The organism is Bacteroides sp. Phil13 (assembly GCF_001940965.1).
Classification (GTDB): Bacteria; Bacteroidota; Bacteroidia; order Bacteroidales; family Bacteroidaceae; genus Bacteroides; species Bacteroides intestinalis.
Genome location: NZ_MSHA01000022.1, coordinates 83070 through 99173, shown reverse-complemented (window position 1 = coordinate 99173; position 16104 = coordinate 83070). Strand labels below are relative to the sequence as shown.

At 42.8% G+C, this 16104-nt stretch carries 16 protein-coding genes and 1 tRNA gene; 11 read left to right on the top strand and 6 right to left on the bottom strand.

The window, feature by feature from the left end:
- Positions 1 to 411: 411 nt before the first annotated feature.
- From BWI44_RS03475 to BWI44_RS03465, 3 genes are all read left to right on the top strand, one after another.
- Positions 412 to 771: a hypothetical protein gene (locus BWI44_RS03475; RefSeq protein WP_021967354.1), complete on the top strand. Its 360-nt coding sequence runs from the start codon at positions 412 to 414 to the stop codon at positions 769 to 771.
- Between the two features lie 115 nt (positions 772 to 886).
- The gene (locus BWI44_RS03470) at positions 887 to 3037 is read left to right on the top strand and encodes a VapE domain-containing protein (protein ID WP_286811533.1); all 2151 of its coding nucleotides are present in this window, start codon (positions 887 to 889) and stop codon (positions 3035 to 3037) included.
- Between the two features lie 445 nt (positions 3038 to 3482).
- Complete coding sequence (locus tag BWI44_RS03465) at positions 3483 to 5114, top strand: phospholipase B family protein (protein WP_286811528.1); 1632 nt, start codon at positions 3483 to 3485, stop codon at positions 5112 to 5114.
- Between the two features lie 77 nt (positions 5115 to 5191).
- Here BWI44_RS03465 and BWI44_RS03460 read toward each other — a convergent pair whose 3' ends face one another.
- Positions 5192 to 5443, bottom strand: coding sequence for a DUF4248 domain-containing protein (locus BWI44_RS03460; RefSeq protein WP_021967357.1), 252 nt, complete (start codon positions 5441 to 5443; stop codon positions 5192 to 5194).
- Positions 5444 to 5686: 243 nt separating this feature from the next.
- On the opposite strand from BWI44_RS03460, the gene BWI44_RS03455 reads away from it, so the two are divergent.
- From BWI44_RS03455 to BWI44_RS03440, 4 genes are all read left to right on the top strand, one after another.
- The gene (locus tag BWI44_RS03455; RefSeq protein ID WP_007662966.1) at positions 5687 to 6229 is read left to right on the top strand and encodes an HU family DNA-binding protein; all 543 of its coding nucleotides are present in this window, start codon (positions 5687 to 5689) and stop codon (positions 6227 to 6229) included.
- 95 nt (positions 6230 to 6324) lie between these two features.
- Positions 6325 to 6429, top strand: coding sequence for a smalltalk protein (locus BWI44_RS03450; protein WP_021967359.1), 105 nt, complete (start codon positions 6325 to 6327; stop codon positions 6427 to 6429).
- Between the two features lie 3 nt (positions 6430 to 6432).
- Positions 6433 to 6876, top strand: a complete 444-nt coding sequence (locus BWI44_RS03445; protein WP_286811515.1) for an N-acetylmuramoyl-L-alanine amidase — start codon at positions 6433 to 6435, stop codon at positions 6874 to 6876.
- Between the two features lie 39 nt (positions 6877 to 6915).
- On the top strand, positions 6916 to 7386 hold the full coding sequence (locus tag BWI44_RS03440) for a hypothetical protein (protein WP_044533498.1): 471 nt from the start codon (positions 6916 to 6918) through the stop codon (positions 7384 to 7386).
- Here BWI44_RS03440 and BWI44_RS03435 read toward each other — a convergent pair.
- Both BWI44_RS03435 and BWI44_RS03425 read right to left on the bottom strand, forming a co-directional pair.
- On the bottom strand, positions 7287 to 7613 hold the full coding sequence (locus BWI44_RS03435) for a cupin domain-containing protein (protein ID WP_286811514.1): 327 nt from the start codon (positions 7611 to 7613) through the stop codon (positions 7287 to 7289). The genes BWI44_RS03440 and BWI44_RS03435 overlap by 100 nt on opposite strands.
- Positions 7614 to 8056: 443 nt before the next feature.
- A tRNA-Gly gene (locus BWI44_RS03425) sits at positions 8057 to 8129 on the bottom strand.
- A 94-nt stretch (positions 8130 to 8223) separates the two neighbouring features.
- Here BWI44_RS03425 and cobU point away from each other — a divergent pair.
- The 4 genes from cobU to cobC all read left to right on the top strand — a co-directional run bounded on the left by cobU (position 8224) and on the right by cobC (position 11188).
- Positions 8224 to 8733, top strand: coding sequence for a bifunctional adenosylcobinamide kinase/adenosylcobinamide-phosphate guanylyltransferase (gene cobU, locus BWI44_RS03420; RefSeq protein ID WP_044533499.1), 510 nt, complete (start codon positions 8224 to 8226; stop codon positions 8731 to 8733).
- 74 nt (positions 8734 to 8807) lie between these two features.
- The gene (gene cobT, locus BWI44_RS03415; RefSeq protein WP_286811495.1) at positions 8808 to 9845 is read left to right on the top strand and encodes a nicotinate-nucleotide--dimethylbenzimidazole phosphoribosyltransferase; all 1038 of its coding nucleotides are present in this window, start codon (positions 8808 to 8810) and stop codon (positions 9843 to 9845) included.
- Between the two features lie 4 nt (positions 9846 to 9849).
- Positions 9850 to 10638: an adenosylcobinamide-GDP ribazoletransferase gene (locus BWI44_RS03410; protein ID WP_286811494.1), complete on the top strand. Its 789-nt coding sequence runs from the start codon at positions 9850 to 9852 to the stop codon at positions 10636 to 10638.
- A gap of 7 nt (positions 10639 to 10645) precedes the next feature.
- Positions 10646 to 11188: an alpha-ribazole phosphatase gene (gene cobC / locus BWI44_RS03405; protein ID WP_117707441.1), complete on the top strand. Its 543-nt coding sequence runs from the start codon at positions 10646 to 10648 to the stop codon at positions 11186 to 11188.
- On the opposite strand, the gene BWI44_RS03400 is transcribed toward cobC, so the two are convergent.
- The 3 genes from BWI44_RS03400 to cbiB form a co-directional block, all read right to left on the bottom strand.
- Entirely contained in the window at positions 11185 to 13149 is a 1965-nt protein-coding gene (locus BWI44_RS03400) for a sensor histidine kinase (RefSeq protein ID WP_279192256.1), read from the bottom strand. The two genes, cobC and BWI44_RS03400, sit on opposite strands and share 4 nt — an antisense overlap.
- A complete protein-coding gene (locus BWI44_RS03395; RefSeq protein ID WP_286811489.1) occupies positions 13146 to 15017 on the bottom strand; it encodes a sensor histidine kinase in 1872 nt (623 codons plus the stop codon). Before BWI44_RS03395 ends, BWI44_RS03400 begins: the two co-directional genes overlap by 4 nt.
- A 102-nt stretch (positions 15018 to 15119) precedes the next feature.
- The gene (gene cbiB, locus BWI44_RS03390; protein ID WP_007662977.1) at positions 15120 to 16097 is read right to left on the bottom strand and encodes an adenosylcobinamide-phosphate synthase CbiB; all 978 of its coding nucleotides are present in this window, start codon (positions 16095 to 16097) and stop codon (positions 15120 to 15122) included.
- Positions 16098 to 16104: the final 7 nt, after the last annotated feature.

Here is a 16104-nt window from a genome sequence, read left to right as displayed (position 1 = left end):
CATCTTTTAAACGAACGATTAAAAAACACCCCACATCCATTACAATTTTTCTTGAAACATCAGCTTTCATTCCGTTTCATGTATCTATTTCAACTATCGCAACCTCATCCCGACAGTTTCCTAACATCATATTTCTCTTTTATAATAATGTACGCACGTATACATACGCACAGGCGCGTATTTCCCTACTTTTTCTTTAGACCTTGTTACACACACTTTATATTAATAGGTAGGTAGGGCTACCACCTATTACATCGTTTTGTGCATCACACACAGAACAGAAAAGTTTCATTTTTCTATACCATTATGACAGATTTCACGAGAATAACCGTTAATTTTGCTTTCGAATGCAAATTTAAAATAAATTACTAACATCTAAAATTGTAGTTTTATGACTAAAAAAACACAATCTTGAGCATTGAGCTCATAACTAAAGATGCCTGTGGCATTGAGATCGAGAGAAAAGGAAACAGGATCGACATCCTGTTGGTTGAAAATGAACCGGTTGACCAGCAGGTCATAGTCAGGGCGGAAGAAAGAATAGAGTTCCTCACTCCCTGGATAAACATGCTTATCCATCATAAAAAAGAGGCGGGACTCAAAGGGACAAAGCATCTGGCAAGGAAGCTGTACCGCATGGCAAGGTTCGAGAAAGGAAAGCATGAGGAAGGATTTCTGACGTTGGAAAGCATTAATACCGAAATCATTAGCTTAAGGAAAGAAATCAGGGAAGAGAAAGCGGGAATGGAAAAGAAGAAGGAAAAGATGTAGGAATTCAAAATTGTGCAAAAACGCCTTTTCGGTTGAAAAAGGCGTTTTTGTCATTCCGGATATTATACCCTACTTCGCACCGCCAACAAGGCAGACTAAAACAACTAACAAAGAAATGGAAAATATTCCGGTTACCGCATACAGCGGATTCAGCAACGTTCGGGGAGAGATAACCCTGAGAAAAGTAATTGAAAACATCACAAAGGGAGTACACGCAAAACTTGTATTCAAAATAAGACTGCTCGTCAGCCAGGGAAAGACAGAAGAGGCAAACAATGTGAAGAAGCAATTGCCATTCTACACCGTCACGGCAGGATACAGCGAAAAAAGACAAGCTTACAGCATCACAAGGTACACGCATGTCATCCTGTTGGACATTGACGACCAGCCCGAAGAGAAGTTGGAAGACTTGAGGGAGAAAATCAACAAGGATCCTAACACGCTGGGCAGTTTCCTCACTCCAAAGGCACATGGATTCAAGATATTCGTGTTCCTGCAGACGGAAGATGCCACCACTCTCAGGGAGACATTCTCTAACGGAGAAAAGGACTTTGCTGCGTTGGAGAAATATCACAGGATGATGTATGATACCTGCAAAGAATACTATGAAAAGCTGCTGGACGTGGAAGTGGACGGAAGCGGAAAGGATATATCAAGAGGATTCTTCACTTCTTTCGATGAAAAGGCATATCTGAATGAAGAACTTATGAAAGAGGTCGATGAGATACTGACCGGTATTGTGCCGCCTGAAAAACCGCAGACGGGGAGAAAGAAGAGTGGGAAGGCGATGAGTGAGAGTGATAAGGTGGTAAGTGATAAGGCGGAAGCTGAGCCGTGGGAAAGGATGGAATTCAACAAGGCGGTACTCGCAGTAAAGAGGATTGCTAAATTCGAACCGGGAAGCAGGGACAGCTTCATATTCGCTCTGGGAAACAAATGTTATGCAAAAGCATTGGAAGAGGGCGTGGCAATTCGTTTGGCTCAGGAAAATTTCGGCGGTGAAGGGTTCGATGTGGCTGTGCCCATACACAATGCATACATCTATACCGACAAGACGGAGGAAGCAGCCATCCATCATAAGGAAGAGAAGCCGGACATTATCAACCAAGTACTCGACTTCCTGAAGGCACATTATGATATCCGAAGGAATGTAATACTGGACAGGCTGGAATACCTAAACTTCGATGAGAAAGAAGAGAGATGGAAAGGCAGGTTCCGACCTATGAGGGCAAGAAGCTACAACTCCATATTCCTGGCCTTGCAACTGGCAGGCATCAAGTGTTTCAGGAATTATCTGCAGGCGGTCATTGACTCCACCTATGCCAAGGATTTCAACCCGTTCACAGACTACGTAGAAAAACTGGAACCCTGGGATGGGGAGACAGATTATATCGGCCGGCTGGCGGATACGGTACAGGCGGAAGATCAGGAGTTCTGGAAAGAAAGTTTCCGCAGGTGGTTCGTGGGAATGCTGGCATGTGCACTGCAGGACGAGCAGGTCAACCATCTTGTGATCATCCTGTACTCCGAACAAGGAAAAGGAAAAAGTACCTGGATACGCAGGCTCTTACCTCCCCAGTGGAGGGAGTATTACCGGAACGGAATGGTGAACCCGGACAACAAGGACCACCAGCTGCTGCTCAGCACGCACCTCATCATCAATATGGAAGAATTTGAAGGGGCCAGGATAGGTGATCTGGCCGGATTGAAACGGGTCATCACACAGGAAAGCGTGACGGAGCGGAAAGCATACGACATGCAGGCATACAATTTCATACGGCATGCATCCTTCATTGCCAGTACGAACAATCGCCAATGCCTGCAGGACATAGGCGGAAACCGGCGTTTCCTCCCCTCCTCCATCATTACACTGGATTATCGCACACCGGTCAATTATGAGGGGATATATGCGCAGGCCTACGCGTTGATAAAGGAAGGATACCGGTACTGGTATGAAGGAGAGGAAATAAACGAGCTGAACAGGCACAATGAGCTGCACCGCATGAAAGATCCCGTGGAGGAAAACCTGCTCGTATACTTCCGCAAGCCACAACCGCAGGATTACTGCATAAAGTGGATGCCGGCGGCAGCCATACTCAGCAAGATCGCCATTTACGGAAAGATACAGGTGAACAGGCAGACCATACAGACATTGGTAATGTCACTGGAAAAATACGGTTTCCGGACAAGAAGGAATGAACAGGGAAGCACGGAATATGAAGTGGTGGACATCCAAAACGATGAAGTGGACAAGGGATTCAAATAGGTGGAACCGGGTATTGTCAGACATAAGTGCATCACCCGATGCAGATAAGTGAGAAGGCCATCGCAAATATAAGCGTCGCCCGATACAGATAAGTGCGCAAGCCAACGCAGATATAAGCGTTCGGCTTGCGCATTATAGGATTATTCCCCCTGAGATAAAGCTCGCTTACCCCCACTCGATATCGTCAAAAAAAGTTTGAAATCGTAAAATAAAGAATGCCATTTCAGAATTAACATTCTAAATACCAACGCTATACGATTTTTCTTTAAAATTTATTGATTTTAGAATCTATATATGATCGTTTCCCGTTATTTTTGTCTTAGTCCATTTCAGCCTATATAAAAATTGCATTTTCCACATCAAAATGTAACATGAACTGGAAATATTTAACTCGACTGAAATCAAGGAAGGGAACAATATTTAAATCCACTAAAATTAGAATGATATGACACAACAAGAAGACAGAAAATTCAACAGGATTCAGAAGGGGAAATCCTGCGTAGGGTATGCAGAGTTTAAGGACAATTGCTGGAATTTTTCTATAATCTCCACGCACGAGCATTCGGATGTCCTTACCAACGAGTATGTTGCCGGGTTCATACAGGGAGAATTACAGGGCGAGGATATGATACGCGCATCACGCAACAATACTTGGAAGAACTCCTACTTGTGTGACACAAGCCATACATTTCCCCATACGTGCCCTCCGGAACCGAAAGACTTGAAGAAAGCGGAAAATTCGCTGAAAAGCAACTACCTTTTTACTACAAAATGGATAAGAGACAATCGGGAAGAACCGGCTATTGGCAAGTATGTGAAAGCGATAGAAAGGCTATTTTATCGAATGTGGGGTATATACGATGCCTTGTCTTGCGGGTATATACGCTCCATTGACGAAGTGAAGAATGACCTTTTCAATTGGGATACATTCAGTTTAGGCTACGGGGAAGATAAAATATCTTTCGGAGACATCTACTTTATCAATACTCAGATGGACTTGATGGATGCCGTGGCCAACTCACTGGAAAGCACATACGGTTTGCACAAGCCCGACCATTGTTCCGCTTTCGTCAAACGGACAGATGACGGAGACATCGTATGGACGCACAACAGTTGGTGCGGCTACCTGTCGAATTCACACACGATTTCCTACACAATCCGCAATAATGAGGGAGGGATCGACTTTGTGTCACAGAATTCGTATTGTTTCGGGCAAGTAGGCAGCAACATGGATTTTGGATTCAACAAACATGGCATTTGCTTCAATGAAACCACTCACCGTTATTCATACAATCCCATGTCGCAGTCGCAAAAAGAAGAGGCAGTATGGCTGTGTTGGCGTTCTGCTGCTGCCGAAATGTTCGCGACAGATATTGACGATTTCTTCAACTACATAAAAACCAGCAATTCGGGTACCTATCTGAACGGTTATATGGTTATTGATGCCAATACGAAAGAAATGTCATTGATAGAAATGAGTTATAAGCGTTTTGCAATGTTAAGGTGTGGAAAGGATAACTGCTTAACCGGGAAATATGAACCTGAAAATGAATTCGATCCGGATTTGGATTATGATAAGCACCTGATGACTAATGAATATATCTTGGGAGTAAACTATCCGGTATTCAAAAAAGTGGCGTATGACTTAGGCTCCACAGACAACAGGCCACTCAGGCGAGTGCAGTTCTTTGACATGATTGGGAATGTGAACAATGAGGAAGACGCAAAAGCTTTGATTACCCACATAGCAGATGATGAGCCACTGTCCATCTATGGACGTTGGGACTTGGGATTTGGAACAACGGAATACCCCAGAACCATTCCTGACGGAGCAGTCGACTCTAAGGCGTTTTCTGCAAACAAGGTTCTTGAATTACTTTCAGGTCTAAAGTACGAACCGTCCGATGAAGGCACGAAAACTTCATTTTGGATGCTGTACGGGGTAGCCTGGTTCAAGGGCAAGCCTTTCGTATGGTCACAGTCACCATGGAAAGAATACAAAGATGATCCGGCGAAAGACTTCGTACCGGATGAACTGACCGGGAAGTGGCATCAAACCAAATTGTTCCTCAAATAAAAGGGAACCGATATAAAGATAAGAGATACTATCAATTGTTGACAATAGTATTTCTTATCTTTTTATTTATCAACGATCTAAGGTCTTCCCAGATACCTGAATATCAATTCCACCTGCATGGAAGTAAATATCTGCTGGCGCTTTTTATAGCCTGTCTGAAGCAAGGCTTCGCTCAGTTGCAGGTTATATCTAAACCATTGTGCCAAGCGGTTCAGGGCAGACACGGGAGAGATATTCGGAGCATAAGCCTCGGCAAGCTCACGTTTGGAGTAAGGGCGTACGGGCCAGGCTTCTTCAGGGGCCTTTTCATTTTCATTACTTGTTTTCATAAGAGTTATTTTATTGATTATCATAGCATAAAGATAAGCATTTTATATTACATATAGCTCACCTTAGGCAAATACTTTTCACTCTTTATCATGCAGTTTCATGAAGGAATAATCTCTTTCATTATTCACCCCTCAGCACATCGTACCTTTGTTTCGTTCACCACGGGAAGCACAGTATTTCACTGAACTTACACGGGTGAAATTCATCCTTCATTTTTTATTTTTAATTCATAATTCACAACTATGGCATTGAATTACAGTATTGCAATGATGGGCAATCCAATGAATCAGGAAGAGGCCAAAAAAGCGTATGCGAAAGCGCAGGTTTCGCAAGAGTTATCACTAAAAGCACTCGCCAAGAGAGTATCATCGCAGACCACCGCCAGCAGGGCGGACGTGACTGCCGTTATCATCGCTACCGTCGAGAATATGATTGACGGCCTGCGGGCAGGAGAACAGGTAGACTTCGGAGACCTGGGAAAATTCCGGTTACAGATAACCAGCCGGGGGGCGGAAACGGCGGAGAAATTCACGGCTGCCAACATTACCGGAGTCAATATTCAGTTTATCCCCGGAGAAGATCTGAAAAACATCTTCGCCGGTATGGAGTTCTCACCGGTCCCTACCCGTGCTGCCACACGCGCCGTGCTCAAAGCACAGAAGGCAGGACAGACCACTGTGGATATTTCCAAAACGCCCACACCAGGAGGAGACGATGGAGGAAACACCGGTGGAGGTGGAAATTCAGGAGGCGACGGAGGTATAGAGGATGATCCGCTGGGATAGGATCTAAAGGCGCAGCCTTTAGAAATTAATAATGAAAGAATTAATAATTAAAGGCTGCGCTATCATTAAATCACTAATAACTAAATAACAGTTATATGGAAAAAAAATCAAATTCAACCTGGAGTATGATCATCAAAGTGGTAATTGCCGTGGCATCTGCCCTGGCAGGCATATTCGGACTAAATTCCTGCATGAAATAGACTATGAGAGCAGGAAGTTTTTATCAGAACTATCGGGAGGTAAAACTCCTGGTAGTTCATTGTTCAGCAACACGCTGTAACAAGAATTTCTCCGTAGAAGCTCTTCGAAGATGTCATTTGGCAAGAGGCTTTGCAAGCATCGGATATCATTTCTACATCACACGTGACGGTGAAGTACACATCTGTCGTCCGGTTCACCAGATCGGAGCACATGCTACAGGATGGAATGACAAGAGCATCGGCATCTGCTACGAAGGCGGACTGGATGAATGCGGCCGACCGGCGGATACAAGGACGTATGCCCAGAAATGTTCCCTACTCGATTTGCTGCGACAACTGAAAACAGATTATCCGCAAGCCAGCATATTGGGACATTATCAGCTCAGTAATTCCATACACAAGGCGTGTCCGTGCTTTGATGCAAAAGAGCAATATCGGGGGCTTTAAGCTCCTGATACTAAAGGTAAACCATGGAGAATTTCCTCTATGGCGGAATATATGAACTATTTCGGTCAAGGCCCCGAAGAAAAGTTTATCCTAAGTATTAAAAAGTCGAATAGCACTATTACAGACTGCCTGTTTACGTACGAGGAAAAGTATACCGAAACTGACGCGACAACCACAAAGTATGTATTTACAGCTCAGAGAAAGAAATACTTCACTCTCTACTATCAGATGTTGATGTTCTTTGCTAATGGAGGCGGTACTTGCTATGTTCTTTCAGCAGGAAACTATAAAGACAACCAACTGCTGAACAAGAATATGATGAGCAATGCGATCAATGCTCTTGAAAAAGAGCGGGAAATAACAATGGTTGTGATCCCCGAAGCAGTGCATTCTCCGGATTGTGCAAATATTCAAACCATAGTTAATAACATCTTGAAACGTTCAACTGCATGTAATGCGTGGGGGACATTAGCCGGCATAATGATTATCTCACCTGCCTTTAGTCTGTAAGGGATACCTCCGACATGTATTTCAACTTCCCCATCAAGAATTTGTACCAGAGCATCAAAAGGTGCAGTATGTTCACTTAACCCCTGTTCTTTATCGAAAGAGAATAGAGTTACATTTCCTGCCTGATTTTTAATAATCTGTTTACTAACTATTCCACCACTGGCATAGTCTACCTCTCCAGCGATATTAAATACTGTTGCATACGCAAATGTTGTATTAGTTTTCATATCTCATTTATTTTTTAAATTGATTAATGCAAAATTAGTGCTATTCTAAAATAGAATTTGTAACAAATGTTACAAGGTATCACAAATATCCTTATCTTTTAATATAGATAACTATTATGTTGCAAAACAAAAACAACAAATACATGGTTCATTTCTATTTCTGCTCTAATACAACATTATATCAATAATGAAAACAACACTTTATGCGCATTGTTTCTTCCGGAACGTAATTCAGATTTGGCAGTGTAAGCGAGTTGCAAATTCAGAACATCGAATCATCTATTCAGTTCATGAGGATACAATTGAAATATACGTCTTCTCTATGAGATACCATTATACCAAAAAGTAAACGGTGAAAAATGTATCTCATTTCCTTATTTAGAATTATATAAATAGCACAAAAAAAGCAATTACATCCCTTGTAACTGCTTGATTTTCAAAAGAGCGGAAAACGGGGCTCGAACCCGCGACCCTCAGCTTGGGAAGCTGATGCTCTACCAACTGAGCTACTTCCGCATTTATCCCATTCAAAGACGGTGCAAAGGTAAAAGAAGTTTTTTTATATTCAAAAATAAAAATGTACTTTTACAGCCACAAAAGTGAAAAATCCATGAAACGAATCATACTAATCACCGGAGGGGCACGCTCAGGTAAAAGTAGCCATGCAGAAAAACTGGCACTAAGCCTTTCTCCTAATCCTGTTTACCTTGCTACTGCACGCATTTGGGACGAAGAATTCCGGCAACGCGTCATCCGCCATCAGCAAAGGCGTGGACCGGAATGGACAAATATCGAGGAAGAAAAACAGCTAAGCCGTCATCAATTATCCGGGCGAACTGTATTGATAGACTGCGTAACCTTATGGTGTACAAACTTCTTTTTTGATGTAAATGCAGATACTGACAGTGCCTTGGAAGCTGCCAAGGAAGAATTCGACCGCTTTACAAAGCAAGATGCCACTTTTATCTTTGTCACCAATGAAATTGGTATGGGAGCTACTTCGGATAATGAAATCCAGCGTAAATTTACAGATATGCAGGGATGGATGAACCAATATATTGCCGAACATGCAGACGAGGTATGGCTGATGGTATCAGGAATTCCGGTGAGGGTGAAATAAAAGGGGGATAGAAAAGGTGATAAAGTGATAAGGTGATAGAAGGTGATAAAGTTAAATAATAGAGCGATAAACTTATGAAAACATTTAAAATCGTACGACCGGATGAGAGTATCCGTCCGGCATTGATTGATAAAATCAATAATTTAACTAAACCGAAAGGTTCATTGGGTACTCTTGAGGAGTTGGCTTTACAAATAGGCTGGATACAACAAACCCTGTCCCCCACCCTGCGACATCCGCAGAATATTATTTTTGCTGCCGATCATGGCATAGTAGAAGAAAAGGTCAGCCTTTCACCCAAAGAAATTACCTGGCAACAGATCAGTAACTTCCTACATGGAGGTGCAGGAGTGAACTTCCTTTGTCGCCAACATGAATTTACCCTGAAAATAGTAGATGCCGGTGTAGATTATGATTTACCATACGACAAGGGTATTATCAATATGAAAGTACGAAAAAGTACACGAAACTATCTGTATGAGGCAGCCATGACGGAAGAAGAAATGGAGCTTTGCCTGGAACGCGGTGCAGAAGTGGTACGCCGCTGCCATGAAGAAGGCAGTAATGTGCTCAGTTTTGGAGAAATGGGTATAGGAAATACTTCTTCTTCGTCCATGTGGATGACCTGTTTCACCGGAATACCTTTAGAACAATGTGTAGGAGCAGGTAGCGGACTGGATAATGCGGGTATCCGCCATAAATACGAAGTGCTGAAACAATCGCTCGATCACTATAAAAGAGACGGATCACCGCGTGATATCATCCGTTACTTCGGCGGACTGGAAATGGTTATGGCAGTAGGTGCCATGCTACAGGCAGCCGAATTAGGCATAATTATCCTAGTAGATGGTTTCATCATGACAAACTGTATTCTGGCTGCTGCCAAACTATATCCCGAAGTAATGAATTATGCCATCTTCGGGCATTGTGGAGATGAAACCGGACATAAATTGTTGCTCGACAACATGGAAGTAAAACCATTGCTGAATCTTGGATTGCGTCTGGGCGAAGGAACAGGTGCTATTTGCGCCTATCCTATTGTAGAATCCGCCATCCTGATGATTAACGAAATGGATAACTTTGCACATGCATCCATAACAAAGTATTTTTAACTATATGAAAATCCTCGCAGCACTCATATTTTTCACGCGCCTTCCTTTCTGGAGGATCAAAGAAGTCCCGGCAAAGTACTTCAAGCGTATCGTTCCCTACTGGCCATTAGCCGGATGGTTAACGGGCGGTATCATGGTCGGTATTCTATGGGTGACTGCCCAGGTGCTGCCCGTATCTATCGCATGGTTGCTCGCTATTCTATCGCGGCTGCTCATCACTGGTTGCCTGCACGAAGATGGACTGGCCGACTTTTTCGACGGCTTCGGTGGAGGAACCACCAAAGAGCGCACACTTGCCATCATGAAAGACTCTCAGATAGGAAGCTATGGAGTCATAGGATTGATAGGTTATTTCCTATTATTGTTTTTACTCTTGGAAAATCTACCGTTAAAGTTAATCTGCGCCCTTGTCATTTGCGGCGATTGCTGGTCTAAATTCTGTGCATCTCAAATTATCAACTATTTGCCTTATGCACGAAAAGAGGAAGACAGCAAGGCGAAAGTTGTGTACGACCGTATGACCTGGCAAGAATTGCTGACAGGATTCATCTGTGGACTTTTCCCCATCGTATTATTCCTGCCGATAGATTTCTGGCTCGTTACAATTTGCCCGATTCTCACATTTATCTTCCTGTACCGATTGATGAAACATCGTCTTCAAGGTTATACGGGAGACTGCTGCGGAGCTACATTCCTGCTTTGTGAACTATCATTCTATCTGGGTGCCGCTATCTTGCTATATGCACATATCAGGTACGGTAATCCAGACTTTATCAATGCTTATTTAAAATAATCATCCTATGGAAGTTACATTTATCAGACACACTTCAGTCGACGTCCCTCCCGGAGTATGCTACGGACAATCAGATGTCCCCTTGCGTGACAGTTTTGAGCAGGAAGCTGCCATTACTTCTGAGAATTTGAAGACTTACCGTCCGCAAGGCAGGGATTTCGATCATGTATATACCAGTCCTTTATCTCGTTGTGTACGCCTCGCGACCTATTGTGGATACCCGGATGCAGAACATGATAAACGAATTATGGAAATAAACTTCGGAGATTGGGAAATGCAGAAGTTTGATGAAATAAGTGATCCGAGATTGAAAGAGTGGTATACCGATTATATGAATGTACCCGCAACAAACGGAGAGTCATTCGCCATGCAATATCAACGTGTTGCCAGTTTCCTGGATGGGCTGAAAGAAAAAGAGTACGCACAAGTTGCCATCTTCGCACACGGTGGCGTACTGATTTGTGCACAACTCTATGCAGGAACCATCAAACCGGAAGAGGCGTTCAGTGCCCTGACACCTTATGGAGGAATCATTCAACTGAAAATCTAATCATCCGTTTTCGGCCATGTGAAGATGACCAGCGGTCCTTCATGTGTATCTGACTGTACCTTGTAAATACCTCCGAAAGCATGAATAAAGTGCGCATTGATTTCATGACGAATCAAAGTCGTTTTATTGTCAAAGCGTGACTTGGCAAGAGGTGTGCCGATTATTTTAAAGGTTACGATACCTTTTTCTTTATCATAACGGATGCGGACAACAATGTTATAAGAGTTTTTATCGTTCTCTGCAGGCACCAGCAGACTGGAAAGCAATGTAGAGAACCAGTTTTCATCCGTACATATCATCTGACTCTGGATATTCGTATCTAATCGGATGGCAAGGCGTCCGTTTCCTACTTGTCTGGCAAATTCAACTCCCTTGCGGCACAACGACATGACTTCACATCCTTCATGCTTATATTTTGTTTTACCGGATTCCAAACGGGAAAGTTCCAGGATACTATTGACATACTTCAGCAAATTCTCTGCATTCTCCTGTATCATCTTGCCATATTCCACCTTAGCCTCAGGAGCCAGTTCTTTCGACTCTGTCAATAGCTCGGCAAAACCTACCACTACATTCAACGGGGTACGTATATCATGACTAATCTCCGATTGCAGGCGATCTTTAGTGACATTATCCGCTTCTGCCTGCATCGCCGCATCCGCTGTTACTTTCTCCGCCACAGCTATTTTCCGGGACAGATAGCGGGTATATAGATAAAACAGAAGCATCAAAACCAATAGAGTCATCAAGAATAAGAAACCTTGCTTATAATTGGTATCTTTTATTTTCTGCTTCTCCAGCAAAAGCTCATCAATATGATAAATCTCCTTCACCTGTTGCAACTGATTGGCCGAGAAAGCATTGTCCAGTGAATCTTGTGCTGCAATCAGATAACGGCGTGTTTCAATAGCTCCGTCGACATCACCTTTATCAATCTGAGTGGATGCTTTGTAATTGATGAGTGTGGCAAACGTGGATACATAATGATTCAACACTATAGGTGTTACTTCATCAATCAAAGCAATACTCTTATCATACTCTTTCGTGCGGGAATAATATTGTAATTGCACAAGCTGGACATTCAGCCAGAATACCGGATCCACATGATCTTCCAGCAGTGCTTTTGCTTTATCTATATGTTCTTGCGCTTCGACCATCTTCCCACGGTTCATAAAGTGAAGTACATGTTTTACCTCGCAGTCAATTCTCAAATTGCTCCAATTCTTACGTGTTTCAGGTTCGCGGGAAACAACGTCCCGCAAAGTTTCATCCATCTGTGCCAGATAAGGACGCTTTAAACTATCCTGACCTGCATTACCATATACCTGGGCAATGCGTGAAAGAATGTCGATACGCAAAAAAGGCTTAGTCTGAGGTGTAAAATTCTGATAAGCCTTCAGGAGAATCTTCAGAGCTTCATCGCCTCTACTGGACACATTATAAGCACATGCCAGACTGTTATAGGCAGCAATTTCCCCATTATTTGAATGATGTTCCAAAGATTCCTGCAAAGTTTCTTTAGCCACATATATGGCCTTTTCTATCTGCCTTTTCGAAGCTAATGCGCGACTGATAGCGGCTTTCTGTTCCAGGTAATAGTCATAAGTGCCCACTTCAGTAACATAACTTTTCAGTTTATCCACCCAGTACGCCAGAGTATCCGGTTCATGCAATTTATCGTAACAGGCGGCAAGGTAATAGGCTCCCAGATTCTCATAAGGCACATTCTTTTGCGCACAAGCTTCTTGATACAAAGCCGTAGAAAAAGGCTTGTTATAAGGTGCATACTGGTGCTTATAAACGATATCACGCAGATACTCAAGCTTGTCGGACGTACTCGGCATAGCCTGCGCCACTTTCAGAATACTATCCTGATACTGCTGCGCATTGGCATCTTCCGCCTGCAACGTGTAAGCATGTCCACACAAAAAACAAAGCAATATGATTATAGTATGTTTCATAAAGCGGTATCCTCCATTTTAGATTGAAACTTCAACGGATGTGTAAAGCAGAAACGTGCACCTTGTGTATAGTTAGAGTCTACCCACAACCGTCCCTTCATGTAAGTAACAATCAGTTTACAGATAGAAAGTCCCAAGCCGCTTCCCTGTGCAAAGTCATTCAGCTTTTCAAAACGTTCAAAAATCATATCCTGCTTTTCAAGCGGAATGCCACATCCTGTATCGGTGACAGAAAAGAAAGCTGTATTACGATCGGACATTTCCAGCTTCAGTACAATGGAACCTTCCTTGGTAAATTTAGTGGCATTCACCAATAAGTTAATCAAAACCTGACGAAGCCGGGCATCATCCGTATCCATTACTAAGTCGGAAAGTTCAGTATCGAAGCGTAACTCCACTTCAAGCTTGCGGGAAGCAGATACTGTTTCCACCACTTCTTTACATAACTTCACCGCATCATACGGACGTATGTTGAATGTGATATTATCATTTTCAAAATCAGAAAAATCAAGGATGTCATTAATCAATTTCAATAACTGGAAAGAATTGACTTTGATGATTTCACAGAATTCTTTGCGGGAATCTTCATCAAATGAATCATCGTCTGATGACAATACAGCGGAGAATCCTACTATGGCATTAAGCGGCGTACGCACTTCATGGCTCATATTGGAGAGGAACATATTTTTCTTTTTTATAGCCCGTTCTGCCTTCTGTATCATACATTCCTGTGAACGTTTCGACTCCTTCAAACGGAATATTTTTTTCCAACTGAAATAAAGGAAAAGAAACAAAGCAAGCGTACAGATAATAATGCCACCCAGATAAAAGCGATATGAAAACAACCGGTCTTGCTCATTCTGATAAGTCAACTGGTCTGCCTGGAAATGGGTAGTCAACTGGTCGATTTCCTTAGGGTAATTTTTCTCGAAAGATGATTTTATGTACGAAAAGACTGCACCATACTGTACGTAGGCTTCTTCTTTCCGTCCCATCTTTACAAGCAGATTCGCCTTATTCATCATCGTTTCTTTATACAGACTGCTGTTTATTTTAGCATAATCCGTATGGAAGAATGTATCATAAGCTTCCAGAGCTTTCTCATATTCACCTTTTTTCTCCCAATACAAAGCATCTGCTATCAAAAGATGTTGCAGGATGCCGGGAACCAGTTCTTCACGCAACGGCTCCACTTCATCCAAATGTTGACGGGCTATCTTTATTGAACCATTCAGTAGTTGGCAATAGGCATTGAAGATATGACGGACAGCCTGTTCCTGTACAGATAGCCTCTCTGCCGGATAACGATTCAGGCGGGTCATGAAGCGAGCAGCCTGGGCATAATTCCGGATACGTAAATTGTATTCTACTAATTCGACCAACAACATACGGATGTGTATATCTTCACCATGTAACCGGTCGAACAGTTCCAAAGCTTGTGCATAAGTGTCACCGGCTTCTTTTATACGTCCTGTATAAGAATAAACTTCCCCCATAGCATTCAGGGCAAGAGCCATCCCCAAATGATCGGACCATACACTTGCCTTAGAATACATCTGTTCACTTTGTGCAATAGCAAAACGAATTTCTCCCCGAAAGAGAAATGATTTAATAATAACACGCTCTAACTCAAAATAAGTTTTGTATTGTTTGCTTGCTTCCAGATAGTCGAGTATACTGTCTGTAGGAATCATATCACTCTCTTCTTTGGTGAGATAATCGAATCCCATACTGGTATGAAAGGAGTATATTATTTCATCCTGTATATTGTATTTATCCTCGTGAGGTGCATTCTCTCCTGCAGATAGAGAAAAAAAGCCCCCAAAGCATACGATATGAAGAAGCAGATATTTCAGTAAGTTTCTCATGAAGTTTGTTTGTTTCGTGCTGTGTGGTGTTTGTGTTGTCATTCACCGCATACGTTGGCAAATATATTCAATATTTTCCGAAAAGCAAAAAATTGTGAATACCTAAATGAAAAAAGAGACCAAAGTAATCGTTATTATCAGGATTATTATCATTATTCCTTCTGCACGACGGTTGACACTAACTGCAATTTTCATATCTTCTGTAGTCAGGAGGCGACCATTACTTCCAATGTAAGGCTTCCATACTTCCTCACCAAAATAATTATGCGGGCCTCCGAAACGGCAATTCAGAATGCCGGCAAGAGCAGCTTCAGGATACCCGGAATTAGGGCTGGCGTGCTGATTACCATACATACCGACAAATTTTAATAGATTCCAGAACCCACCGCGTGGAAAAGCAAGTATCATAAGGAAAGCTGTCAGACGAGCAGGTATGTAATTAGCAACATCATCCAAACGGGCAGCAAAACAACCAAAGTCCCGGTAACGTTCGTTACGATACCCAATCATAGAATCGAGGGTATTCACCATCTTATAGGCAAGCATACCGGGGACACCCAACAATATATACCAGAATAAAGGCGCGATCACTCCGTCACTCAGATTCTCAGCAAGAGTTTCAAGAGCAGCAGTACGTACTTCTTGGGCAGAAAGTTCCGAAGTATCACGACCGACAATGCGGGCCACCTGCTTTCTTCCTTCTTCTAACGAACGGTCTACAGCTTCGAATACCATACGGACTTCACGAACAAGTGTAGTGCCCGCCAAACAGAAAAAGATGGCAAGTATCTGCAACGTCAAAAATCCCCCCGGAGAAGATGATGCTACCCAACGAAACAAGTAGGAAGCAACAAAATAGATAGCAAGAACGAGAACGATAGCAGCAAGTGCACCTTTCAACTTTCGGTTCTGTCCTTTATTCAACAGATGTTCAGAAAATGAGATCATCTTTCCGAATGCGACGACGGGATGGGGCAACCAAACGGGGTCACCAAGCCAGCGATCGAGCAGCCAAGCGGTAAGCAAAGGCAGGCTAAGGGTAAAAACGGTACCCAGTATGAGAAGGATATCTTCCATCATATCTGTT

What these genes read in the sequence shown, in the direction of transcription:
- BWI44_RS03470 (WP_286811533.1), top strand. Translation starts at nt 887, where the DNA reads ATGGAAAATATTCCGGTTACCGCATACAGCGGATTCAGCAACGTTCGG.
- BWI44_RS03465 (WP_286811528.1), top strand. Translation starts at nt 3,483, where the DNA reads ATGACACAACAAGAAGACAGAAAATTCAACAGGATTCAGAAGGGGAAA.
- BWI44_RS03460 (WP_021967357.1), bottom strand. Translation starts at nt 5,443, where the DNA reads ATGAAAACAAGTAATGAAAATGAAAAGGCCCCTGAAGAAGCCTGGCCC.
- BWI44_RS03455 (WP_007662966.1), top strand. Translation starts at nt 5,687, where the DNA reads ATGGCATTGAATTACAGTATTGCAATGATGGGCAATCCAATGAATCAG.
- BWI44_RS03450 (WP_021967359.1), top strand. Translation starts at nt 6,325, where the DNA reads ATGGAAAAAAAATCAAATTCAACCTGGAGTATGATCATCAAAGTGGTA.
- BWI44_RS03445 (WP_286811515.1), top strand. Translation starts at nt 6,433, where the DNA reads ATGAGAGCAGGAAGTTTTTATCAGAACTATCGGGAGGTAAAACTCCTG.
- BWI44_RS03440 (WP_044533498.1), top strand. Translation starts at nt 6,916, where the DNA reads ATGGCGGAATATATGAACTATTTCGGTCAAGGCCCCGAAGAAAAGTTT.
- BWI44_RS03435 (WP_286811514.1), bottom strand. Translation starts at nt 7,613, where the DNA reads ATGAAAACTAATACAACATTTGCGTATGCAACAGTATTTAATATCGCT.
- cobU (WP_044533499.1), top strand. Translation starts at nt 8,224, where the DNA reads ATGAAACGAATCATACTAATCACCGGAGGGGCACGCTCAGGTAAAAGT.
- cobT (WP_286811495.1), top strand. Translation starts at nt 8,808, where the DNA reads ATGAAAACATTTAAAATCGTACGACCGGATGAGAGTATCCGTCCGGCA.
- BWI44_RS03410 (WP_286811494.1), top strand. Translation starts at nt 9,850, where the DNA reads ATGAAAATCCTCGCAGCACTCATATTTTTCACGCGCCTTCCTTTCTGG.
- cobC (WP_117707441.1), top strand. Translation starts at nt 10,646, where the DNA reads ATGGAAGTTACATTTATCAGACACACTTCAGTCGACGTCCCTCCCGGA.
- BWI44_RS03400 (WP_279192256.1), bottom strand. Translation starts at nt 13,149, where the DNA reads ATGAAACATACTATAATCATATTGCTTTGTTTTTTGTGTGGACATGCT.
- BWI44_RS03395 (WP_286811489.1), bottom strand. Translation starts at nt 15,017, where the DNA reads ATGAGAAACTTACTGAAATATCTGCTTCTTCATATCGTATGCTTTGGG.
- cbiB (WP_007662977.1), bottom strand. Translation starts at nt 16,097, where the DNA reads ATGATGGAAGATATCCTTCTCATACTGGGTACCGTTTTTACCCTTAGC.